At 61.8% G+C, this 23,155-nt stretch carries 22 protein-coding genes; 5 read left to right on the forward strand and 17 right to left on the reverse strand.

Translation table 11 applies throughout. The features are described from left to right. The gene (gene paaK, locus ACFQ6H_RS03535; RefSeq protein ID WP_378643929.1) at positions 1-1,302 is read left to right on the forward strand and encodes a phenylacetate--CoA ligase PaaK; all 1,302 of its coding nucleotides are present in this window, start codon (positions 1-3) and stop codon (positions 1,300-1,302) included. Between the two features lie 3 nt (positions 1,303-1,305). Here paaK and ACFQ6H_RS03540 read toward each other — a convergent pair whose 3' ends face one another. The 3 genes from ACFQ6H_RS03540 to ACFQ6H_RS03550 form a co-directional block, all read right to left on the reverse strand. Continuing rightward, entirely contained in the window at positions 1,306-1,929 is a 624-nt protein-coding gene (locus ACFQ6H_RS03540; protein ID WP_378643931.1) for a LysE family translocator, read from the reverse strand. Between the two features lie 220 nt (positions 1,930-2,149). Continuing rightward, complete coding sequence (locus ACFQ6H_RS03545; protein WP_378628120.1) at positions 2,150-2,983, reverse strand: MurR/RpiR family transcriptional regulator; 834 nt, start codon at positions 2,981-2,983, stop codon at positions 2,150-2,152. A 37-nt stretch (positions 2,984-3,020) separates the two neighbouring features. Next, positions 3,021-3,326, reverse strand: coding sequence for a putative quinol monooxygenase (locus ACFQ6H_RS03550; RefSeq protein WP_378541902.1), 306 nt, complete (start codon positions 3,324-3,326; stop codon positions 3,021-3,023). A 287-nt stretch (positions 3,327-3,613) separates the two neighbouring features. On the opposite strand from ACFQ6H_RS03550, the gene ACFQ6H_RS03555 reads away from it, so the two are divergent. Beyond that, positions 3,614-5,146 (forward strand): amidohydrolase family protein, encoded by a 1,533-nt coding sequence (locus ACFQ6H_RS03555; RefSeq protein WP_378643934.1) that lies wholly within the window; start codon positions 3,614-3,616, stop codon positions 5,144-5,146. Positions 5,147-5,175: 29 nt separating this feature from the next. On the opposite strand, the gene ACFQ6H_RS03560 is transcribed toward ACFQ6H_RS03555, so the two are convergent. The 10 genes from ACFQ6H_RS03560 to ACFQ6H_RS03605 form a co-directional block, all read right to left on the reverse strand. Continuing rightward, positions 5,176-6,369, reverse strand: coding sequence for a globin domain-containing protein (locus ACFQ6H_RS03560; protein WP_378530783.1), 1,194 nt, complete (start codon positions 6,367-6,369; stop codon positions 5,176-5,178). 31 nt (positions 6,370-6,400) lie between these two features. Next, on the reverse strand, positions 6,401-6,850 hold the full coding sequence (locus ACFQ6H_RS03565; RefSeq protein WP_042446409.1) for an Rrf2 family transcriptional regulator: 450 nt from the start codon (positions 6,848-6,850) through the stop codon (positions 6,401-6,403). Positions 6,851-6,969: 119 nt separating this feature from the next. Next, positions 6,970-8,100 (reverse strand): galactokinase, encoded by a 1,131-nt coding sequence (gene galK / locus ACFQ6H_RS03570; RefSeq protein ID WP_378643943.1) that lies wholly within the window; start codon positions 8,098-8,100, stop codon positions 6,970-6,972. Beyond that, on the reverse strand, positions 8,100-9,203 hold the full coding sequence (gene galT / locus ACFQ6H_RS03575) for a galactose-1-phosphate uridylyltransferase (RefSeq protein ID WP_378643945.1): 1,104 nt from the start codon (positions 9,201-9,203) through the stop codon (positions 8,100-8,102). Before galT ends, galK begins: the two co-directional genes overlap by 1 nt. Further along, entirely contained in the window at positions 9,200-9,826 is a 627-nt protein-coding gene (locus ACFQ6H_RS03580; protein WP_378530789.1) for an SMI1/KNR4 family protein, read from the reverse strand. The genes galT and ACFQ6H_RS03580 overlap by 4 nt, the downstream gene beginning before the upstream one ends. A gap of 21 nt (positions 9,827-9,847) precedes the next feature. Next, a complete protein-coding gene (locus tag ACFQ6H_RS03585; protein WP_378643948.1) occupies positions 9,848-10,432 on the reverse strand; it encodes a TetR family transcriptional regulator in 585 nt (194 codons plus the stop codon). Next, positions 10,429-11,478, reverse strand: a complete 1,050-nt coding sequence (locus ACFQ6H_RS03590) for a saccharopine dehydrogenase family protein (protein ID WP_378643950.1) — start codon at positions 11,476-11,478, stop codon at positions 10,429-10,431. The genes ACFQ6H_RS03585 and ACFQ6H_RS03590 overlap by 4 nt, the downstream gene beginning before the upstream one ends. 88 nt (positions 11,479-11,566) lie before the next feature. After that, positions 11,567-11,920 (reverse strand): VOC family protein, encoded by a 354-nt coding sequence (locus ACFQ6H_RS03595; protein ID WP_378541914.1) that lies wholly within the window; start codon positions 11,918-11,920, stop codon positions 11,567-11,569. A 106-nt stretch (positions 11,921-12,026) separates the two neighbouring features. Further along, positions 12,027-12,770, reverse strand: coding sequence for a signal peptidase I (lepB, locus tag ACFQ6H_RS03600; protein WP_378643953.1), 744 nt, complete (start codon positions 12,768-12,770; stop codon positions 12,027-12,029). An 84-nt stretch (positions 12,771-12,854) separates the two neighbouring features. Further along, a complete protein-coding gene (locus tag ACFQ6H_RS03605) occupies positions 12,855-13,406 on the reverse strand; it encodes a transglycosylase family protein (protein ID WP_378643956.1) in 552 nt (183 codons plus the stop codon). Positions 13,407-13,994: 588 nt separating this feature from the next. On the opposite strand from ACFQ6H_RS03605, the gene ACFQ6H_RS03610 reads away from it, so the two are divergent. Further along, positions 13,995-15,506 (forward strand): anion permease, encoded by a 1,512-nt coding sequence (locus tag ACFQ6H_RS03610; RefSeq protein ID WP_378628156.1) that lies wholly within the window; start codon positions 13,995-13,997, stop codon positions 15,504-15,506. Positions 15,507-15,509: 3 nt separating this feature from the next. Here ACFQ6H_RS03610 and ACFQ6H_RS03615 read toward each other — a convergent pair whose 3' ends face one another. The 3 genes from ACFQ6H_RS03615 to ACFQ6H_RS03625 are packed head-to-tail and all read right to left on the reverse strand — an operon-like array spanning position 15,510 to position 18,958. Continuing rightward, positions 15,510-16,259, reverse strand: coding sequence for a succinate dehydrogenase/fumarate reductase iron-sulfur subunit (locus ACFQ6H_RS03615; protein WP_378530803.1), 750 nt, complete (start codon positions 16,257-16,259; stop codon positions 15,510-15,512). After that, on the reverse strand, positions 16,256-18,208 hold the full coding sequence (locus ACFQ6H_RS03620; RefSeq protein WP_378643958.1) for a fumarate reductase/succinate dehydrogenase flavoprotein subunit: 1,953 nt from the start codon (positions 18,206-18,208) through the stop codon (positions 16,256-16,258). The genes ACFQ6H_RS03615 and ACFQ6H_RS03620 overlap by 4 nt, the downstream gene beginning before the upstream one ends. Continuing rightward, a complete protein-coding gene (locus tag ACFQ6H_RS03625; protein WP_378643961.1) occupies positions 18,209-18,958 on the reverse strand; it encodes a succinate dehydrogenase cytochrome b subunit in 750 nt (249 codons plus the stop codon). Between the two features lie 156 nt (positions 18,959-19,114). Between ACFQ6H_RS03625 and ACFQ6H_RS03630 the strand changes: the two genes are divergently transcribed. Both ACFQ6H_RS03630 and ACFQ6H_RS03635 read left to right on the forward strand, forming a co-directional pair. Then, positions 19,115-20,443 (forward strand): lipase family protein, encoded by a 1,329-nt coding sequence (locus ACFQ6H_RS03630; protein WP_378643963.1) that lies wholly within the window; start codon positions 19,115-19,117, stop codon positions 20,441-20,443. Between the two features lie 2 nt (positions 20,444-20,445). After that, positions 20,446-21,696, forward strand: coding sequence for a Tat pathway signal protein (locus ACFQ6H_RS03635; RefSeq protein WP_378643966.1), 1,251 nt, complete (start codon positions 20,446-20,448; stop codon positions 21,694-21,696). 51 nt (positions 21,697-21,747) lie between these two features. Here the strand turns inward: ACFQ6H_RS03635 and ACFQ6H_RS03640 are convergent, their stop codons facing one another. Next, positions 21,748-23,124, reverse strand: coding sequence for a spinster family MFS transporter (locus ACFQ6H_RS03640; RefSeq protein WP_378541933.1), 1,377 nt, complete (start codon positions 23,122-23,124; stop codon positions 21,748-21,750). Positions 23,125-23,155 lie beyond the last annotated feature (31 nt).

Raw genomic sequence — 23,155 nt, forward strand, 5'->3', positions numbered from 1 at the left:
ATGACCGAACTCGTCACTGCTACATCGCAAGACATCGAATTTGCCAGTCGGGACCGCATTTCGACGCTCCAACTCGAGCGGATGCAGTGGTCCCTGATGCACGCGTACACAAATGTTCCGCACTACCGCAAAGCGTTCGACGACGCCGGCGTTCACCCGAGTGACTTGAAGGACCTGAGCGATCTCGCGAAATTCCCCTTCACCACGAAAGCGGATCTGCGCGAGAACTATCCGTTCAAGATGTTTGCGGTGCCCCAGGACCAGGTTTCGCGGATTCATGCGTCGTCGGGAACCACCGGGCGCCCGACGGTGGTGGGATACACGAGCAACGACCTGAACAACTGGGCCGATCTCATCGCCCGCAGTCTCTCGGCCGGCGGCGTGCGATCTTCGGACAAGGTGCACGTGGCTTACGGATACGGCCTGTTCACCGGCGGGCTGGGAGCCCACTACGGCGCGGAGCGATTGGGCTGCACGGTCATTCCCATGTCCGGTGGTATGACCGAGCGGCAGATCCAGCTGATCGAGGATTTCGAACCCGACGCCATCATGGTGACTCCGTCGTACATGCTGACCATCGTGGATGCGATGATCAAGAAGGGTATCGATCCCTCCAAAACCTCGCTGCGCGTTGGAGTTTTCGGAGCGGAACCGTGGACCGAACAGATGCGGACCGAGCTGGAACAGCAACTCGACATGCATGCCGTCGACATCTACGGTCTCTCCGAGATCATGGGCCCGGGCGTGGCAATGGAATGTGTGGAAACCAAAGACGGGCTTCATATCTGGGAGGATCACTTCTACCCGGAGATCATCGATCCGATCACGGGCGAGGTGCTGCCGGACGGCGAGGAAGGTGAGCTGGTTTTCACCTCGCTTACCAAGGAAGCGCTGCCCATCATTCGTTACCGCACCAGGGATCTGACTCGACTGTTGCCCGGCACGGCGCGCTCGATGCGAAGGATGCAGAAGGTCACCGGCAGGACCGATGACATGATCATCCTGCGCGGCGTCAATCTGTTCCCCACGCAGATCGAAGAATTGATCCTGACCGTCCCCGCCCTGGCGCCCCAATTCCAGTGTGTACTGGACCGTCCGGGCCGAATGGACACCCTGACGGTGCGCGTCGAGGCCCGCCCTGATGCAGCGGTCTCGGATCACGCGGCAGCGTCTTCCGCGTTGCAGAAGCTGGTGAAGAACAAGATAGGCGTCACGGTCGAGGTGAACGTTCTCGAACCCGGCGGACTCGAACGTTCGATCGGCAAAGCGCGTCGCCTGATCGACCAGCGTCCGAAGGGCTGAAGACTACTCGAGCGCCATGCGGGTGGCGAAGATTCCGAGAATGCCACCCGCAAGCCACTTCTGAGCGCGCATCCACACCGGACGTGCTATGAGGAAGGTCGACACGGCTGCCGCACTGCAGACGATCAACGCGTTGACGGTGACTGCCACCAGGATCTGTACTCCGCCGAGTATCAGCGCTTGCTGCCAGACGGGGCCGGCAGAGGGATCGACGAACTGGGGGATGAGCGCCGCGTACATCAGCGCGATCTTGGGATTGAGCAGGTTGGTGGTCAACCCCATCCCGAACAGACGACCGCTGCCGTGGCGATCGACTTCGCCCACCTCGAAAGCGGACTTGCCACCCGGTCGTAGCGTCGACCAGGCGAGATAGGCGAGATACAGGGCGCCGCCGATCTTCACGGCGGTGAACACCGTGGGTACGGCGAAGAGAACCGCCGTCAACCCGGCACACGTCGCGGCGAGGTAGACCAGAAACCCGGTCGCGACGCCGCCGAGTGAGATCAATCCTGCTCGTCGGCCCTGACTGATGCTGCGGGACACCAGGTAGATCATGTTGGGGCCCGGTGTCAAAACCATCGCGAGGGCGATCAGCGCGACTCCCGTCATCGACGCTGACGTGATCATGTCGGTCTCCCACTACTCGGTCTGGTTGCTTTCTCGGCAGTTACCCAGACGAGTACACAAGGGGTTGCGGTCGCGCGCCAAGGTCCAGTTCGCAGACAGTGGTCCGGTGTAGGGGCTCTGTGCAGAACCCCTACCTTTCTCCCGAACCCGACCATCGCGAAAGAATCTCTACTGCATTCTGTTCGGGAGTGCCTTCGGGATTGACGTCAGACATCTCGACTCAGTCTCGGTCATCCATGAGATCAAGGTCGTTCCATACCTTTTGGACCAGGCCGGCAGCGTGATTACTGTCGGCGTCGCGGAGCTCGCCAAGCACGGCCTGCACCGCAGCCACCATTGCGGTGACCGAGACCGAACCGTCGATGCCCTCGATGGGAGAGACGATCAGGTGTGTGGCGTCATCGGCCAGGCGAGATGAGCGCAGGTCGGTGAGGACGCAGACGGTGGCGCCGCGTTCGCGGCCCATGCGAGTCAGTCCGCGCAAGGTCCGGGTAAGTCGCCAGACGTTGATGACGACCAGACAGTCGGTCTCACCGAGGCTGTTGACTTCGATCGCCTGGGTCGTCGGGTGGCCGAATGAGAGCTGGATGTCGTGGCCGTAGATCGTGCCGAGCGTGCCGAGAACTTGTGCGGGTGCGGCGCCGACTCCGGAAGTGATGACGAGTGTCCGGCGGGATCGTTTTATGGCCCCCGCGATGGCCCGGATAGCTGCTAGGTTCGACTCGGTGGCGAGTGCGGCGATGTTCGCGCTGTCCTGGCGGAACAGCTGTGTGGCCTCGGTCGGCTCGGTGGTGGTGGTGCCGTTTCCCGCGGCGACTTTGCCGAGGTAAACGGCGCGCAACTCCTCGCGCAGCTCTTGCCATCCAGCAAAGCCGAGTTGTTGTGCGGTGCGTACCACGGTGGATACGTTGACGTCGGCGCGTTCGGCGACCTCGCGGGCAGAAGAGTACGTGGCGAATTGGGGCGCTCGAACCAGGACGTTGACAACTTTCTTCCCACCGAGGCTGAGCGTATCGCGCCCGTCCCTGTCCGCCAGCCATTCCTCGATTGCCACGTCGTCTCTTCCCGTTGGAGTGGCCAACCGAGTGGAGTCATGATTCCCGGTCGGTGTGGTGCACGATGTGGAACCGGTGTGAGCGTGTGCTGTCTCCGGAGTCGAAGAACGACGCCATGCTGCGACCGAATTCCAGGCGTACCGGCGAATTCTGCCACACCGTGTAAGCCGAATCGTCGGGCCACAGTGCAGTGACCACCAAAGTGGTCGGGTTGTCCTCGGCGACCATGACTTGCGTCGACAGAGCGCCCGAGGCTTCGAGGACACCTGCCTCTCGGTAGAACGTGATCAAGTCCTCGATCCGGCCTGCGGTGGGTTGCAAGGTCAGCACTGAAAGAATCATGCATCAATTGTTGCATATCATTTGATTTGCATCTAGTGTTTGGAATCGCTTCATTGGGATGGTGTCGTGACACCTCGGGGTGTTGGTTGTCCACGCAGTCCGACCCAACTGATTTCGGCCGCGCCGTCCGGCTGAACCTGTTCGCACACAATGCAAATCGATGTTCTGTGGTCGCGGAGTTCAGAGTGGGCTCTTGCCGTTGAGTGTGCGTGGGTTGCAACAGACTTCAACACACGCGGAGCTGCCGCCCAGCGTTCTTCTTCCGCATATCTCGAGAGAGGCAACACATGTCGAACACGTCCTCCCCGATCATCGCGTCGGGAACCGAAGGGAGTCTCGGCCGCGGGCCGTACAAGCGACTGGTGCTCCAGAACGTCACAGTCATCGACGGCTCCGGAGCACCGCCCTACGGACCTGCCGACGTCGTCATCGAGAAGGACCAGATCCGTTCGATCAACTCCGCCGGCCGAAACACCGATCTGACCCAACACGGTCGAACTACCGACTCGTCCGCCGAGGTGCTGGACCTCAGTGGTCACTACGTGCTTCCGGGTCTGATCGACTCGCATGCTCACATAGGCTTCTCACATCAGGGGCCTGGAGCCGACTACATCTATCAACTCTGGCTCGGGCACGGAATTACCACAGTCCGTGAGCCCGGCGCGATAGTCAATGGCGTCCCGTTCACACTCAATGAGGCCACCCGCAGTGACGCCAACGAGATCACCGCACCTCGCATCGTGACCTATGCAGCCTTCGGGGCCGGACGCGGCGAACCGTTTCGCACCCCGAAAGACGCCGAGGAGTGGGTCTCTGCGCAGGCCGATGCAGGCGCGGCCGGAATCAAGTTCTTCGGCGCCCCACCGGAAATCTTCAAGGCGGCCATCGAGGAGGCAAGGCGTCTGGGCTTGGCCACCGCGTGTCACCACGCCGTCAGTGACGTCGCCCGCGTCAACGCTCTGACTACTGCACGCTGGGGTCTCACCAGCATCGAACACGGCTACGGGTTACCGGAATCAATGTTCGCGGACCGTCGGCTTCAGCGCTTCCCCGCCTCCTACAACTACAACAACGAGCACGATCGTTTCGAACAACTCGGACGGCTCTGGCACGAAGCAGCCGAACCAGGCAGCCGCGTCTGGGATGAAACCATCGACGAGCTTGTCGCTCTCGGAACCGCGATGGATCCCACTCTGGTCGTTTACGTCGCCTCCCGCGACGCTGCGCGGGCCCGCGGTCGTGAGTACCACCGCGACTACACCGCCCCACAAGCCTGGCAATTCTTCCAGCCGCATCCTGAGACTCACGGCTCGTACTTCACCGACTGGGGCACCGAGGAGGAAGTCGCTTGGAAAGAGAACTACCGCCTGTGGATGACTTTTGTCCGAGACTTCTACCACCGTGGTGGTCTACTCACCGCCGGTTCTGACGCAGGCTTCATCTACAACCTGTACGGGTTCGGTCTCATCGAGGAACTGGAGCTACTGCGAGAGGCGGGACTGACGGCCCTCGAAGTGCTCCAGTGCGTCACCTCCAACGCCGCAACCCTTTTGGGACGAAATGATCTCGGGATCGTCGAGCCGGGGAAGCGCGCCGACCTGCTCGTCACCGCCGAAAATCCTCTTGCCAACCTCAAGACTCTCTACGGTCACGGTCACCTGCGCCGTCAACCCGACGGCACCATGGCTCGCGTCGGTGGGGTTCGCTACACGATCAAGGACGGCATCGTCTTCGACGCTGCGAGCTTGCGTGCCAACGTCCGCGACATGGTGGCCACTGAGCGTGAACGCCTGGGAGTCGATGCGCCCTACACTCCCTGACGCAAGTCTCGAGTGCAGGGAATCGCCGCTCAGGTGTTTGCCCAACTGTCCGGCCCGAAGACCTCGTAGTGGATATTCTGTGCCGGCACATCCCGTTCGAGCAACGATGCGCGCATCGCCAACATGAACGGCATCGGCCCGCACAGGAAGGCCTGGGTATCCGGCTCCACTGCGATGTCTTCCAGATTCGCCCGTCCTTCGTGAACCGATCCGAACGCAACGTGCGTGCCGAGATCTTCGTACCAGCGGTGCAAGGTTGCGGCGGGAATCTTTTCGACGAGCGTGCTGAGTTCTGCTCGATGAGCATGATCGGCGATGGATCGGTCAGCATGAATGACGGAGACGGAACGCTGTGCACCGGTGTCCGCAAGATGATTGAGCATGCCGATCATCGGTGTGCAACCGATTCCGGCCGACGCGAGGAGCAGTGGTGAGTCGTCGTCGGGCATGGTGAGATCACCGAACGGTGTGGTGACGGAGAGCTCTTGTCCTTCGAATACATTGTTGTAGAGGAAGTTCGACACCTCGCCGTCGGGAGTTCCCGAGATTCGCTTCACACTGATCCGCCAGTCAGCGCTGCTCGGCACCGAACACAAGCTGTACTGGCGAATCTGGCGAGCGCCGTCTGGAAGCACCACGCCGACCGAAAGGTACTGTCCGGGAGCGAAGGTGGGCAGTGCGCTGTCGTCGAGCGAGGTGAGTGTCAGTGAGACGGTGTCTGCAGATTGCAGGACGCGCTCACTGATTCTGACAGTTCGCCACACGTCACCGGTCTCGACTCCGGCGAGCTGGTAGAGGCCCCGTTCCATCGTGATGAGAGTTTCGGCCATCAGCCAGTAGACCTCGTCCCATGCTGCCGCGACCTCGGGAGTGACTGCATCGCCGAGTATTTCGACGATTGCGGCGAAGAGGTGTTCGTGGACGATCGCATACTGGTCAGGGGTGATGCCCAACGACGCGTGCTTGTGAGCGATACGTGAAAGGATGAGATCAACCTTGGCACTGTCGGGTTCGAGCTGCAGTGTTGCGAATGCCGCGATAGCGCCGGCAAGTGCTTTCTGCTGTTCACCCTGCTTCTGATTGCCTCGATTGAAGAGATCGCGTTCGAGTTCGGGATGTGCGTCGAACATCTTGCGGTAGAACAGGGTTGTGATATCGCCGATGGCAGCGCCGACCACGGGAAGGGTGGCGCGAATGACCTCGGTTGACTGTGGGGAAAGCATGAGCTGCTCCGTTCGGTCGAAATTCGGTTGATCAGCCTGCTTCGTCGCTCCGGGTGGTCAGGCGAAGCAGAACAGTTTTGGACGGCTGACGGATGACGTCTTCGATTGTGACCGCGTCGAGTGAGACGAAAAACGCTTCCTGTGCGTCGCGCAATGCACTTCGAAGGAGGCAACCGCCGCGCAGTGGGCACGGCTTGTCGCCCTCGCAGTCGACGACCTCGCCGGGCCCTTCGAGGCGTCGGGCCAGCCAGCCGATGGTGGCGGTGCGGCCGAGTTCGGTGATGGAAAGTCCACCGCCGCGGCCGCGCCTGGTTGTGACGATGCCCAACTCGCCGAGCCGTGTAACCACCTTGGTGGCATGGGAGTACGACACGTTGAGCTGCTGCGCAACATCCCGGGTACTGGGGGAGGCATCCGCGTCGAGTACGGCCAACCGCATGACGACGCGCAATCCCAGATCGGTGAACTGCGTCAGTTGCATGACCTGAACCTACATAATTCGCATCTGAGATGACTATTTATGTGAGGGGGATCTCGAGGCGCCCCAACCGGAGCGAACGGTACGTTTGGCGCCGTCAGTGCGCTGAAAGTGCCGTTCGCTCACAGTCGGGTGGCCGAACCCCCGGCGACGGCGGTGAGAAAGTGGGGCGCTCGCCAGCCTCGCGCTGCAAATTCGCGGCCCACCGACGCAGTGACCTCCGCTCCCCTACCTACCGGAACCAATGCGATGGCCGAACCTCCGAAGCCGCCACCGGTCATCCGCGCACCGATCGCGCCGCCGCGTCGTGCTGCGGCAACGGCGACGTCGAGTTCTTCACACGAGACCTCGAAGTCGTCGCACAACGACGCGTGGGAATTGTCGAACAGCGTTCCGACATCACTGAATCTGCTGTTGCGTAGGAGTTCTGCTGCTTGCCGTGTTCGGGCGATCTCGGCCACGACGTGCCGCGCCCGTGCCCGGAGAATCGGATCTGACAACGATTCGGCCTGATCTACAGTTGCTTCTCGCAAACTGTCGACGCCGAGAGCCTGTGCGGCGTCGACACATTGGGATCGGCGCAACCCGTACTGTCCGTCCGCGAGTGAGTGTTTGACCCGGGTGTCGATGACGATCAGTTCGAAGCCGGCATTGTGGAGATCGAATGGAATGGGTTCGGTTGATCCGTCCTGGCAGTCCAGCAGCAACGCAGTCGAGGGTCTGGCGAAGAGGGCAATCGTTTGGTCCATCCCGCCGGTCGGTGCGCCGACGCCCTCGTTTTCCGCTCGGATGCACATCTTCACCAGCTGATCTCGGCTGAACGGCGAACCGTGAAGATCGTTGACGGCCAACGCAACAGAGCAGGTGAGGGCGGCGGAGCTCGACAGCCCGGCCCCGACCGGTACCGACGAGTCGACCGCCAGATCGATTCCCTCGAGGGGAAGACCTTCGCGCGCCAGCGACCACACCACCGCCGTGGGGTAGGCGGCCCATCCTGCTGCGATGTCGCCGACGGACCCGGAATATGTCTCGTCGGATTGCCGACTGTGAACGCGCACAGTCCTGTCACTGCGCAGCGCGGCGGCGACCAGTGTTCGCTGCTCGAGAGCGACGGGCAAGCACAACCCGTTGTTGTAGTCGGTATGTTCGCCGATGAGATTGACTCGACCGGGCGCTGCCCAGACACCGGTTGCCGGATATCCGTAGGTGTCGTGGAACTGTTGGAGCACAGTTTCTTTCGAGACAGGATCCACTATTTCAACTCCCGCAGGCGGGCCGCGACTGCCTCGGGAAGTGTGTCGTTCACCCAGGCGCCCATTGCGGACTCGGACCCGGCGAGGTATTTGAGTTTGCCGGGTGCACGCAAGATCGAGAACAGTTGAAGATGCAGGCGACCCAGCGCGCGGTCCACGCGCACCGGGGCTTGGTGCCAGGCCGCGATGTACGGCACTCGGTCGACGCCCGGATAGAAGCGGTCGACACGGCGTAGGAGATCTTGGTAGACCACCGCAAGCTCCTCGCGCTCTTCGTCGTTCAGTGACGGAAGGTCCGGGACGTCTCGGTGCGGTGCCAGGTGAACCTCGATGGGCCATCGTGCAGCAGTCGGAACGTAGGCGCTCCAGTGATCGCCGTCGTAGATCAACCGGGTCCCGTCCTCGCGCTCGAACGCCAGAACATCGGCGAGCAGTGAGCGACCGGTGCGCTCGAAGTGCTTGCCCGCCTGCGTCAGCATCGATCGGGTGCGTGACGTGACATACGGGTATGCGTAGATCTGTCCGTGCGGATGGGTGAGTGTCACCCCGATCTCTTCGCCACGGTTCTCGAAGCAGAACACCTGTTCCACATCTGGATCCGCCGACAACTCTTCGGTCCGAGAAATCCAGGCACCGACAATCGTGCGCATGCGTTCGAGCGGAAGTTCGGCGACGGACGCCGTGTGATCGCTCGAGAAACACATCACCTCGCAGTGGCCGACAGCTGGGCGATCGCTCGGGTCGTCGTCTCCGGGACTGTGGGCGGCATCGCCGGGCGCCGACGCAAAACTCGGAAACCGATTCTCGAACACCGCGACGTCGTAGTCCGATTCGGGTATCTCTGTGGGCGTGCGTGTTTCGTTGGTCGGGCACAGCGGGCAATCGGCGGCCGAGGGGAGGTGGGTCCGCGTCATACGATGTGAGGCCATGGTGATCCACTCGCCGGTGAGGACGTCGAACCTCATCCGAGAAGAGTGGTCGAGCGCCGGCAATTCGCGTGAATCTCGCGCAGTGCGGGCGCGGAAACGGCCGGCGTCGTCGAAGTAGAAGATCTGGCGACCGTCGGCGAGGATGCGGCGGGTCGGGTTGCGATCTGACGTCATGCGTCGACTTCCCATTCCAGAACACCCTTGCTGACAACGGGTTTCCACACTCCTATCGTGGATCCTGTTTCCAGCGCAGTGGCGTGGGCGGCCAACATGACCGAGATGGACGCCCAGATCGGACCCCCGTTGTCGGTGGCGTCCGACGCATATTCGGTCACACAATGATGAAGTGCACCACTGCGTGTGTCCACGAAGTAGTGGTACTCGTCCAGTCCGGCAAAGGGAACGAACGAGGGGATGAACATGGTTGCGGCAGTGCCTGCGTCGCGTTGATCGTGTCGATCCATCTCGTCCTCGGCGTAGAGGTCCGGATTCTCGTAGATCGTCTCGTCCCACGTTTCGAGGAGTGTGAGGCGAACTTCGGTTGCGACGTCGATGGGGTAGAAGAACTTGTCGGGAAGCACACTGCCGAGAAAGAGCCCCGTCCGGTCGTCGTGGGTCAGGCTGCCGTTGTGCACCCGATACAGGTCGCGAAGTTCCTCGGGCCACGTGACGCCGGTCGACGCTTCGAATTCCTCGATGACGGTGTCACCGAGTCCTGGTTGAAACGCTGCAGCCGTCACCGGCGCGTGTGTACGGCACCACGCTTCGATTCGGCTCCATTCGTTTGCAACGCTCATGGGCCTTACGATACGTCCGAGTCAGGACCCGTGAATCAGGTACTGCAGCGTGTTCACCAGCTTTCGGTCCGAAGCCTCCGACTTTCGACCGGCAATGCCTGAACGAAGAACGGCGGAACCCTCGAGCAGACTCACGATGGTTTGCGCCGTTGCACCAAGGCCCGCAGCATCCAGATCCGGTTGTGCACACGCAACAGCGCGCTCGACGTGTGCGATGTACTGCGCGTAGAAGTCTCGAACCACCACCGCCACTTCCTCGTCTGCCGCAGCAATCGCCCACACTTCGACGTACAGACGCACGGTGGACTGGTCATCCTGTTCTCCGAGCAGGACTGCGATGAAGTGCTCGGACTCTTCGCGAGAAAGGCTCTGATCCGTGTCTGTGATGGCAGCGAGGCGATCCAGTGAACGAGTCAATGCACGTGACATCACCGCGCGGATCAGGTCTGCACGGGTGGGGTAGTAGTGCTGCAGATGCCCCACCCGCACTCCGGCAGCGGCCGCGAAATCGCGCATGGCCGAGTTGGCATTGCCCTGCGTGGTGAGGACCTGTTCTGCTGCGTCGAGAAGTGCTGCCGCGCGGGCGGCACCCTTGGAAGGGGTCATGCCCGCAATACTGCCACCCCGAAGTTCTCCAACTCGGAGACGGTGCTGCACGGATTCGGAAGCGACTCGGGGAAAGCAACTCCCGGCTGAGCATCGTCGGCCAAAGCATGTCTGACGGCCATCGCGCCGCCCACCGCAGTGAGGTGGGCTTGACCTCGAGGATCGACGATCGTTGCGCTTGCCGCGGAGCCCGGGCCGGTGACATCGATGCGTACTTGCGCGCTCCCACCCTTGCCGGGCGAGTACAGGAGTCCGCGTCGTAGCGGCGTGAAGCGGTCTCCGCGACCCCAACGGAACAGGCCCACCTTCTTGGCGGCGAGCAGGGCAGTTGTGGATGCATTCGAACTGAAACCGATTCGAGTACTGGCAGTTTCGGCGCCGAGGGTCATGGGAAACGTGAATTGTTCCGGAGTGTCGATTCTTCCGACCTTGGTGCGCGATCCGGGAAAGTCGATCCAGCGTGTATCCGTCAACGGGCTGACGGTGATCGGGTTGCCTTGCTGCATCACCTCGAAATCCTGGCCGAGACGATCGATGAAGTCGACGGAGTCGAGCCCGGCAATGTCGTTGACGTCGTAGCGAATCGAGACGTCGATCGCGGTTGCGCCACCCAGTTCCTCGGCCAACGCTGCGGCGACGACGTTGGTGACTCCGCCCATCCAGCCGGACGAGAGGTACACCGGTGCGCTCGGCGACATCTGACCCGCCAGAGTTGCGGCGCGGGCGACGCGGGTTGTCCAGCGAGTGATGTCGACGTAGGGGATCCCGGCCTCGACGGCAGCGGACAGCACACGATCGTGGGGATCGTTGACCGTCGACACGACCGCGCGTACCGACGCGTCGAAAGGCGTCGGGTCGAGGAGGTCCCAGCGGCGGACGGTGGCACCGTGACGGCGCGCCAGTTCGTTGCCGCGCTCGGGGGTACGCCCGGTGAGGAGCAGTGGGAAGTCGGGGGCGAGCAGGGCGGTCAGGGCGCTGCCCACGGTTCCGTATCCGCCGGCCACGAGGATCGGGCCGTCGGCTGAATACTGCAAGGAATCTTTCATGCTCTCAACTCTAGGTCAAATGACCTAAAACGTCGAGCGACGTCTTTCAAGTGCTCAGTCCCGGTGTTCGTTCAGTCCCGGTGTTCGTTCAGTCACGGTGTTGCACGATGTTGACGACGTTGCCGTCCGGCGCCCTGACGAGGAATCGGCGAACACCCCACTCTTCGGTCGTAATGGGGTGCACGATTTCGTAGCCGAGTCTGCGGGCCTCTTCGTAGGCGCCGTCGACGTCGTCAGCGTGGACGGAGATGACCGAGTCCTCGGCCGCCGTCGCGTCGTGCGTGACGAGCTGTACGTGCGCACCGGTGTCGGGTGAGGTGTAGCGAGCGACCCACCCCATGTTGAACTCTTCGGTACTCAGACCGAGATAGTCGGAGTAGAAACTCCTGGCGGTTCCGACATCGGCGACCTTGAGATTGGCGGTGATGCGTCGTGCACGCATGCGGTTCTCCTACCTTCGGCAACAGATGTGCTCGATGATCGTCCGAATGCGGAGTTGTGTCGACCGTGTAGTCCGAAGATGCTTTCCTACTGGCTGATTCGGTTGGTCACTGCGGATCGAACGAACTCACAGTTCCCCACCGTGAGAAGGGAAGGACGATCAGTTGAACCTTGCCGATCACATTGTCGATCGGCACTGTTCCACTGTGTTCGTCTTCGAGATGGAATCGTGAATCCTTCGAATGGGCGCGGTTGTCGCCCATCACCCACAGGTTCCCGTCGGGAACGGTGACCGGACCGAAATACTTTCCTTGGCAGGGGATGCCGTTGCCGGGAATGCGATCGTCGATGTACGGCTCCGTCAGCGGTTTGCCGTTCACTCTGAGCCCCTCGTCCTCGGACAGGCACTGTACGGTTTGGCCTCCAACCGCGACTACCCGCTTGACGAGGTCGTTTTCGTCCGGTGGGACCAATCCGACGATGGACCCAAGTCCCTGAAGCGCGCGAATCACCGAGTTGTCGGAGCGAATGGATCGATACTCGTCGTTCCAGGATTCGGGTCCCTTGAACACGACCACGTCCCCAGGTTGTGGATCCCCGAATCGATAACTGATCCGGTCGACGAGGATCTTGTCTCCGGTGCAGCCGGTACATCCGTGAAGCGTCGGTTCCATGGACTCCGACGGGATCAGAAAAATACGTCCGACGAAGTTCTGAATGACAACACTCAGCACGAGTGCGACCACAACGAGGATCAGAATCTCACGCCACAGTGGGCGTTTTCTCGGGTGATCGGCCACAGTCGATTCAATTGATTCAGTCGAGTCTTCGTGGGCGTCGGATTCCGTCACACTCCCGACAATAGATGGCGCAACCGGTCGTCGGCCCGATACGAATGTTCTCGATTCGTGGGTCTACCTCTCGGCGGTCTTGCTTCAGAATTGGATCACATCACCCGCGAAGATCAGGTGGGGATCGGCGATCCAGGTATTCCTGGCCCAAACATCCTGCCAACGAATCCCTTTCGCAGAAGCAAGGTTGAACAACGTATCGCCCGCGGAAACTGTCACCGTGTCGCCCGCTGAACCTGCCGACGAGGGAGCCGTGGTGGTCGAATCAGGGGTGGTGCCGCCCCAGCCGAGGTAGGCGCCGCAGACCGGCCACGCACCGATGCCCTGAGCTGAGAGGGTTGCCTCCGCAGCCGCGACTTGATCGGATTTCGACGCCAGGTCGGCCCGGGCCGGCGCGCCTGCCGGTTTGTATGCGTCCCACGTCGACTGTGTGAACTGGAGCCCTCCGTAGAAGCCGTTGCCGGTGTTGATGTTCCAGTCTCCGGAACTCTCGCACACGGCAACTTGCGACCAATCGTGCGCACTGGCAACGCCCGTGGTAACGATGGTGCAGGCAAGCGCGAGAGCGCCTGCTCCTGCGGCTGTCGTGACGGATTGTTTGGCGCGAGAACGATTGTTCTTCCGGTGAATTCCCATGATTCTTTCCTTTGATCGGTCTGAAGGGACAGCGATCTCGGCTCGGCGTGGCGCTGCAGTGGTTTGCGGCATATCGCGGCACTCGAAATCGTCAGTGCTGAAATGTGATTGAGGTGGGCAGGGCGCTCGTCGCCAGATCGTGGTTCCGAGGTATGACCAGATTGGCGGCGCCGCACGCTTGCCGACAACGGCTCGATTACCCGGTGGCATACCTGTTTGTAGGCCGAGGAAAAACGTCGGTGTACTCGGTGCTGAGCGGAAAACAGGTAGACGAACAGGCCATTCGACCCGTGTGCTGACGAGCACCGACCGGCATGCTGAAGCAACACCGAAACAGGATCTCTTCGAGATTCAAGCTTGCGGCACGCCGGCGCCTCCTGTTGATCGATCGGCGCACCCTTTTGAGGGAGATGTGTCGCACCCCAGGGCCGCAGTCTGCGCCCGGGGATGAGCCCTCCTGTGGAATCCAGAGCAGTGGATACCGCAGGAGGGCATTCTCTCGAACTTCGATTGACCGCACGAAAACCGGACGTTTGGGGGACAATCATCTGGGGCGATCACCTGGGGCGAGAAGTCGAGGAGATATACATGTCCGAGGCCAAATCCGAAAGCACCGAGTCTCTCGCTGGAACGACACCGCCGGCAAAGACGCCGCCGGCAAAGACACCGCCGACGGAGCCGTCGAAACAATCGGTGCTCAGGCGGTACTACCCGGCTGCTGTGCCCGTCATCCTCGGCTTGATCATCTATTTCATGCCTGTTCCGGACGGTGTGGATCCCAAGGGCATGCACATGCTCGGAATCTTCGTCGGCACCATCGTGGCGTTGATCTTGCAGCCCCTGCCGACGGGTTCGGTGGCGCTGGTCGGTCTGTCGATCGCCATGATCACCCAGACCGAGACGCCGAGCGAAGCGCTGTCCGGGTTCAGCAACACGACGATCTGGCTGATCGTCGCGTCGTTCTTCATCGCCGAAGGCTTTCTGGTCACCGGACTCGGCAAACGTGTCGCGCTCATGTTCGTGACCAAGCTCGGCAAGTCGAGCCTCGGTTTGTCGTACGGAATGGCGTTGACGGACTTGATACTTGCTCCGGCTACGCCGTCGAACACCGCCCGAGCTGGTGGCGTCGTCTATCCGATCATCGTCTCGCTGAGCAAGTTGGAGGACTCCAATCCCGAGCCCGAGGACTCTCGCAAGAAACTCGGAGCGTATCTGCTGCTCACCTCGTTGCAAGTCAACGTCGTCACCTCGGCGATGTTCATCACCGCCATGGCGGGTAATCCCGTGGCCGTCGATGCGGCGGCCAAGATCGGCATCGACATCTCGTGGGGCAAATGGGCGCTGGCAGCCTCGGTTCCGGGGATTGCGAGTCTCATCGCGATTCCGTGGGTGATGTCGAAGATCTTCCCGCCCACGATGTTGAAGACACCGAAGGCGCCCGAGCAAGCGCGGGAGGAACTCCGCAAGGCAGGCCCGATCAGTCGCAATGAGAAGATCATGGCTGCCACCTTCGTTCTGCTGCTGGTGCTCTGGTGCCTCGGATCGCAACTCAACGTCAATGCCACTACAACAGCCTTCGTCGGGATCGGCATCCTGTTGGTGACCAAGGTGCTGACGTGGAACAACCTCGTCCACGACACCGGGGCGTGGCAGACGCTCGTGTTCTTCGCCGTTCTGGTCGGCATGGCGAGCCATCTCGAAGAACTCGGCGTGATCTCGTGGATCGGAACGCAGGTCTCTTCGAGCGTCGACGGATTGCCGTGGATCTGGGCCTTTGCGATCCTGACGCTGGTCTACTTCTACGCGCACTATCTGTTCGCATCGAATACCGCGCAGATCGTTGCGATGTACGCGGTATTCCTGGGCGCAGCAGTGGCAACCGGTGCACCGCCACTGTTCTCGGCCTTGGTGTTCGGCTTCATCGGCAGCTTGTTCGGCGGAATCTCGCACTACGCTTCCGGCCCGGCCGGAGTGATCTACGGATCCGGATACATCAAGACTTCGGAATGGTTCCGAATCGGGTTCGTGATGAGCGTCGTGATCATCCTGATCTGGACGATCATCGGCGGGGCGTGGATGAAGCTGATCGGCGCGTGGTGATTGTCAGTTGTCCTTGCGCCGCAATCCGAATCGCATCGATTCCTTGTTGACAGCGGCAATCGCGGTCAAAGGTATCTCCGCGGGACATACATCGGCACACTCACCGTAGGTCGAGCACGGCCCGAAATCGGCCTCCATCTGGTGCGACATCGCTCGGGCCCGCTTGCCACGTTCGTTGCGTCCCTGCGTGACGAGGGACAGATGGGTCAGTTTGGAACCGGTGAAGAGGTGCGCGGCACCGTTGGGGCAGGCTGCCACGCAGGCGCCGCAGCCGATGCACGCGGCGAAGTCCAGCGCCGCTTCGGCACTTTGATGCGAGAGCGGCTGACTGTCCGCGTCCGGCGCGGTTCCTGCATTGACCGAAACGTATCCACCGGCTTCGAGCACCCGGTCGAGCGCCGAACGATCGACGACGAGGTCTCGGACCACCGGAAAGGCTGTGGAGCGGAACGGCTCCAGTTTGATTCGGTCACCGTCGGAGAAGCTTCGGAGGTGCTGACGGCACGTGGGAGTGTTCGCAACCGGCCCGTGGGGAACGTCGTCGACCGTGATGCCGCAGGACCCGCAGATCCCTTCACGGCAGTCGGAATCGAAGGCGATGGGTTCGTTGCCGCTCTCCACTAGTTGGTCGTTGAGTCGGTCGAGGAGCTCGAGTAGCGACATCTCCACTGTCGCGTCGTCCACCTGGTAGGTGTCGAACGTTCCGGGCGATTCGGGTCCGGACTGGCGCCATACGTCCACGGTGATTTTCATACGTAGTTCCTCGTCTGCAGTGGAACAGCGGTGAAGGACAACGGCTCGTCGTGTCGAATGTGTCTGCCGTCCTTGGCGGTTTCCCACGCCGAAACGAAGCACCAGTCCTGATCGTTGCGTTGTGCTTCGCCGTCGGGAGTCTGATGTTCGGCACGAAAATGCGCTCCACAGGACTCGTCACGATCGAGTGCGTCGACGCACATCAGTTCGGCGAGCTCGAGGAAATCGGCTACCCTGCCGGCCCTTTCCAACTCCTGGTTGAACTGGTTTCCGCTGCCGGCAACTCGTAGGTTCGACCAGAAATCGGCTCGTAGCGCTCGGATTTCGGCGATCGCCTTCGTCAAGCCCTCGGCCGTTCGGGTGACGCCGCAACCCGCGTAGAGGATCTCGCCCAGTTGACGATGGAACCTGTCGGGGCCGTGTGTTCCGCCGACCGAGAGCAGCAGGTCTACCCGACCGCTCACGTCACTGAGCGTCGACGTCACTGCGGGATCGGAAAGTTCGAGAGGTGCTGATCCGAGCAGCGGCGCAAGATAATTCGGAATCGCGTACGGAAGGGTGAACCATCCGTCGACGCAGGCCGAGAGCAGCGAATTGGCGCCGAGGCGGTTGGCACCGTGATATCCCCACCCGGCCTCGCCGCCGACGAAAAGGCCAGGGATGGAGGTCATCTGGTCGTAGTCGTTCCAGAGTCCGCCCATGGTGAAGTGGGCTCCAGGGGCGATACGCATCGGCACGGTGTACGGGTCCTCGCTGGTGGCGTCGCGATACATCGAGAACAGATTTCCGTACCGCTCCTCGATGGTCTTGCGGCCGAGCCGTGCCAACGCGTCGCGAAAATCCAGGTACACACTGTTTTTCAGCGGGCCGACGCCGTGACCGGAGTCGATTTGCTCGCGGGCGGCCCGTGAAGAGACGTCGCGGGGAGAGAGGTTCCCGAATGCCGGATACTTGCGCTCGAGGTAGTAGTCGCGTTCATTCTCGGGAATGTCGCCGGGCTCACGATCGTCTCCGGGCTTGGCCGGTACCCAGATCCGACCGTCGTTGCGTAGGGATTCGCTCATCAGAATGGTTTTCGACTGCCACTCGGAGTTGACGGGAAGTGCCGTCGGATGGAATTGGATGAACGAGGGCGAAGCCATCAGGGCACCGCGTCGGTGCGCCCGCCACGCGGCCGTGGCGTTGGAGTTCTTGGCAAGAGTGGACTTGTGGAACACGGTGCCGTAGCCACCGGAGGCCAGTACGACGGCATGGCCTGTGGTGGCACCGATCTCGCCGGTCACGAGATCGCGTGTGACTATCCCTTGTGCTCGGCCGTCCGAAACGATGAGATCGAGCATCTCGGTTCGGGTGCGGAGGTTGACCGTTCCGGCTGCGATCTGACGCTGCAGTGCCTGCGACGACGCTATCTGCAACTGCTGGCCCGTTTGCCCGCGCGTGTAGTACGTGCGCGAAACCTGAACGCCGCCGAAGGATCGGGTGGCCAGAGTGCCGCCGTACTCGCGAGCAAACGGTGCCCCGATGGCATTCATGTGATCGATGACGCGTACGGATTCTTCGGCGAGACGGAAACAGTCGGCCTCGCGACCCCGGAAATCGCCGCCCTTCACCGTGTCCTTCACGAAGCGGGCAAGGCTGTCATTGTCCACCTTTCGAGCGCGAGCGGCGTTGATGCCGCCCTGCGCGGCGACGCTGTGTGCACGGCGTGGCGCATCGTGGAAGGTGAAGGACTCGACGTGATAACCCAGTTCGCCGAGCGAGGCGGCGCAGGCCGCGCCGGCGAGTCCGGTACCGACGACGATGACCGTGAACTTGCGCCGGTTGAGTGGGCTGACGAGCTTGTAGTCGAGCTTGCGAGTGGGCCAGGCGGTCTGTGGATCGCCGGCCGGGACCTTACCGTCCACCGGCGCCCCGATGGTGCGCAGATCGTCGAGTTCGAAGCTGTTCACTTATGACGCTCCTGTCTTCGAGATGACGCCGGTCATCACTGCGATGGGGATCGACATGTTTCCGACCATCACGACGAGCGCAAAGATTCCGGAGAGTGCAACGGCAATCTGTCGCAGCCGTTGACCGGTCACGCCGAGATCGTTGACCGCACTCCAAAGTCCGTGCGCGAGGTGCATTGCCAGCAGGGCCATCGCGACGATGTAGAACACCGCCACCAGTGGACGCTCGAAGCTGGCGATCAGATTGTCGTATGCGTAACTCTGTGTGCGCGTGGCCGCTTCGTACTCGCTGCTGCCGATGGGTCGGGTTCCGGTCGTGAGGTCGAGTATGTGGAAGATGACGAAAAGCAGCAGCACTGCTCCGGTGACGGGCATCGTGCGCGCTGTAAAAGACTTGATTCCCAAGCCTTTACGTCGAAATTTCCCTCGCGCTCGGCGTCCGCGAACGGTCAGCAGCCAGGCGCACCAGACGTGTGCGACCAATGACGCTAGCAAGACGATACGAAGAATCCACAGAAGTCCCTCGTAGGGCAGGAAGGGTTCGAACACCGTTCGAAGCCAGTGTGCGTAGTCGTCGAAGTGATCGGCACCGGTGTAGACCTTCAGGTTTCCGATCATGTGGACGAGCACGAAAGCGGAGAAGATCACCCCCGTCACGGCCATTAGAATTTTGCACGTGATGTTGGACGGCCGCGGTCGAGCTCGGAGTGAATCGCCGGTAGCTCGCGATACACGGGTCGGTGCACTCACAGACAAACCTCCCACGCCAGACTTGCCGGACAGGTGCCGTCAGCCTAAGCCCGATCGAGGTTTTCGGCCAACGGATCGGTGCCCGACTTGTCTGTTATTGCAGGTGGATGGGAGTGTAGGGGTGCTCATTACCCGAAAGTAAGGAACTCGTGAACGATGTTTGACTCGACGTGGCGACGGTGGTCATGGCGCGCCGGAACGGCATCGGCCCTGGCAGTGGCCTTGTTTGCGGTGGGGTCGCCGGCTGGTGCGCAGGAGAGCGTCGACCTGGCCGACGTGTTCAACCCGTTGGTCGTGAAGGCACTCCAAGGCGCTGATATTTCCACCGAATTGACTCCACTCGGGCTCGCGTCCGACGATCCGTGGTTCGACGAGCCCGAAATCGAGCCGGGTACCGTCCCTGGCACTCTTCTCAAAGCGCGTCCGGTCAGTGTGCAGGTCTACCAGGTCCGTCCGGACGTGGTCTCGGCTCACCAACTCATGTACACAACCACCGATCACTTCGGTCGGCAGGTGATCAGCACCGGAATTTTGATGATTCCCGAGGACGGAACCGCGCCAGGTGATCGCAAGGTCATCGGATACGCCGAGGCGAACGACAGCCTGGGCGCGAACTGCGCGCCCAGTCATCAGTGGACCGGTGGCAACCAAAGCGACCCTGCGATGTTCTCGGCGCTCGGCCCGGTGGCAGAGATGTTCGGTCACGGCTGGGCAGTGATGATGAGCGACGTCGGCAACGACGGAGACACTTCACCTCATCCGTTCTCGATCGGACAGTTCTCGGGCAAGGCAACGCTCGACGGTGTGCGGGCAGCACTTGCGCTTCCTGAAGCCGGCCTCGAATCAAATACACCTGTGGGTATCTACGGGGTCGCCGGAGGCGGTGTCGCGGCGGGGTTTGCCGCGGAACAGGCGCATGACTACGCGCCGGAATTGAACGTCCAGGCCAGCGCCATCCAAGCGATGATGATCGACCCGGCAACGTTCGAGGAGACGGCCGCCGGTGGGATCGGTTCGGGATTCGTCTTCTCGAGCATTCTCGGATTCGACGCGGGCTACCCCGACATCCGGCTCGACGATCACCTCACTCCGATCGGTCACAACGTGGCCGCAGCCTTCCGCGCGTCGTGTCAGGCGCTGTACCTCGGACTTCCGTTTGTTCCCTTCGACGTCCTGCTCACCAACCCGGCGCCCCGAACGATCCCGGCACTGGCCGAGGCGTACGCGGACAACACGTTGGGAAAGCAGGCGCCGGCCTCCAAGCTTCTGATTTCTTCCTGTGAGGACGATTTCCTCGTCCCCTTCAGTGAGGCAGAACAGTTGGCACAGACGTATCGAGCAGACGGCGGTGACGTGGACCTGATCCCGTCGCAGTGCGGGCCGCTCGACTACGTGACGAATCTGTACAAGACCGTGACCGATCAGTTGGGCATGCAGGACATCGCCTGGCTGGCAAAGACGTTCGACGAAGCAGAGGGACGATGAGCATGCGGAAGTCTCTGACGCGCAGGGATTTTGCGCGCACGGTTCTCGCCGCTTCGGCAGGTGTCGGTGGAGCCGTCGTACTCGGCGGCCGGGCGTCCGCGAACAACGGTGTCCTCGACAGCTACCTCGACCTGGAAGCGGTGAACGCAAACGCCGAAGCCGCAGGCGGTCTGCATCCGTCACTCCCGTCGGATTCCGCAACTCTTCGGTCTTTGGTGGATACCGCCCGAGCCTCGGGAGTGGATCCGCGTCGCTATCAAACACTGCTCGAGCAGTACTGGCTCGCGGTCGGGACCGAATCCGCAGGAATCGATCTCGCTTCGTGGACACCGTTCGACGGAGTGCACGCGAATCTCGGAAACCTCACCAACACCTTCCAGTTCTACGAGCGACTCCAACTCGAGCATCAAGAACTGCAGTGGGCAGGTATGGGCGGAATGGTGGGGCCCGCCTTCGCCGGTGGGCTCCTCGACTTGGACTACGGGCGGGTTGTGCTGGAAGTCCAGGCGATCAGCGAAGCGATGGCGCTGGTGTGGCGAGAGATCGACCGCGTCGGATCGCCGGTCACAACGTCGATGGGGGCTCCCGAGGACATTGCGGCGCTGCTCCAGGTCGGTCACGAAATTCGCCCCGAGGACGTGATGTGGTTCCAGGGCAAGGTGATTGCGATGAGCAAACACATCTTCTCGGATCTGATTCCCATGCACATGGCGTGGGTTCACAACGGTGTCGACGGCATCGCCGAACTCGATCGCGCGGGGCTGCTCGACGAGAACGCGCGCATCGCGTGGAACAACATTGCTTCGGGGACACCGGAATCGGTCTTCGACGGCAATGTGCGTCTGCTGCGACGGGAGCAGTACCAGTCGGTGGGTGATCAGTGGGACGAGGCGAAGGCGTACCGCGGCAGCGTCGGTCGCTCGTTGACCTACCTGACCACCTTCGCCGCATCACCGTCCATGCCGGGCGTTGTGCCGCCACGCGAGTCGAACCCGCTTTCGTTCGCGGTGGGTAATGCCGTTGTGAAAACACCGCTTCCGGACTTCAACTGGGCAGACCGTGACGGTCGGTGGACCTATATCAACGATCAGCTGCTCCCGGTCTACAACAACCTGATGAAGAATCAGCCGGAGCTGTGGCGAGCGACGCTGGCGGCGCCAGTCTCCGTTCGGATAACCGAGCAGCGAATGATCGCTCGCTTGCCGGACATGTTGCGGTCCATGCTGTCGACTCTGGCGATCACGGTGAACTGACCTCGATGGCGGGGCTCTGGGGAGCCCCGCCATCGTCCGTGAACTTGTCGGTCAGGCCTGGCTCAGTTCCGCTTGCATACGCGCGGAGTCCTTGCCGACAGTGCGGGTAGCCAGGTAGATGAATACCGCGGTGAGTGCCAACATGATCGGCACGAGATACATGGCCGAATTCAACCCGTCACCGGCGTACTGAGCCAACTTCCCGGTACCGGCGTCGGCAAGAGCGCGTTTGGCAAACCAGTCCGAGATCGCACCCACGGCAACCGGTCCCGAGAATCCGCCGAGAAGGTACATGGCAGCGAAGAACAACGCCGTCGCAGTGCCGCGGAGCCTGGGAACCACGACGTCGTGAATAGCGGGGTAAACGCTGATGTAGAAGCCGTAGGCCAACAACCAGCCGGCGGAGAACAAGAGAGTGAACATCACGACGCTCCCGCCGTGCTGCAGCAGCGCCAGCGCCGTCAAAGGCGCTGCCAATGCCGAGGTTCCGACGCCGATCATCAGACGTGCCCGCGGCGAGCGTGCGCTGGCCTTGTCGGCGTAGCGCGCACCGAGAAGCAATCCGATCAGGCCCGTGATTCCGACGATGATTCCGGTGACCGAAGCCGCAGCAGTCAGTTTCAGGTGGTACTGACGCATCAGAAGCGGGACGACAAACGAATTGACCGCGTAGGCAGCGAAGTTGAATGTCAGTCCGGCAAGGATGAGCCAGCGAAGCGTCGGAATTGCGAGCAGACGACGAATCGGCCGGGTGATCGGGGCCTGTGAAACAGCGGCTGCGCGAGCCTCCGGACTTTCGGAACCACCGCGAACCGGATCGGCCATGCGGTAGAGGACAACTGCCAGAAGGACACCGGGAATCGCGGCGAGGAAGAACGGTGCGCGCCAGCTGTCGAAGGCCTCGGCGATCTTGCCGACCGTGAAGTAGGCGAGCATGAGGCCGATCGGCAAGCCGAGCATGAAGACACCCAGAGCACGTGAGCGTCGTTCCGCCGGGTAGATATCACCGATCATGGAGTTGGCGGCGGGTGTGAAGGTCGCTTCGCCCACACCGACACCCAAGCGCGCGAGGATGAACAGCACGTAGCTGCCGGCGGCACCGGTTGCCGCTGTCAGCCCGCTCCACACCAGCAGGCCGATGCCGATGATCTTGGGGCGATTCTTCGTGTCGGCCAACCGGCCGAGCGGCAGCCCGGCGATTGCGTAGACGAGGGTGAAGGCAGAGGTGATCAGCCCCAATTGCAAGTCGCTGAGCGAAAACTCGTTCTTGATCGGCTCGGCGACGACCGAGGGGATTGCCCGGTCGAAGAAGTTGAGCATGTTCGCGAGAAACAGTGCGACGAGTGTGCCGCCGAGAAGTTTGTCACGCGTTCCGACCGGGGCGCCGTCGACGGACGGTAGCGGCGGAGCGTCTCGTTGAATTGACATGGTTGTTCCACCCTTTTCGCGAGTGCTGAAT

Source organism: Rhodococcus sp. NPDC056506 (assembly GCF_042794945.1).
Taxonomy (GTDB): Bacteria; Actinomycetota; Actinomycetes; order Mycobacteriales; family Mycobacteriaceae; genus Rhodococcus_F.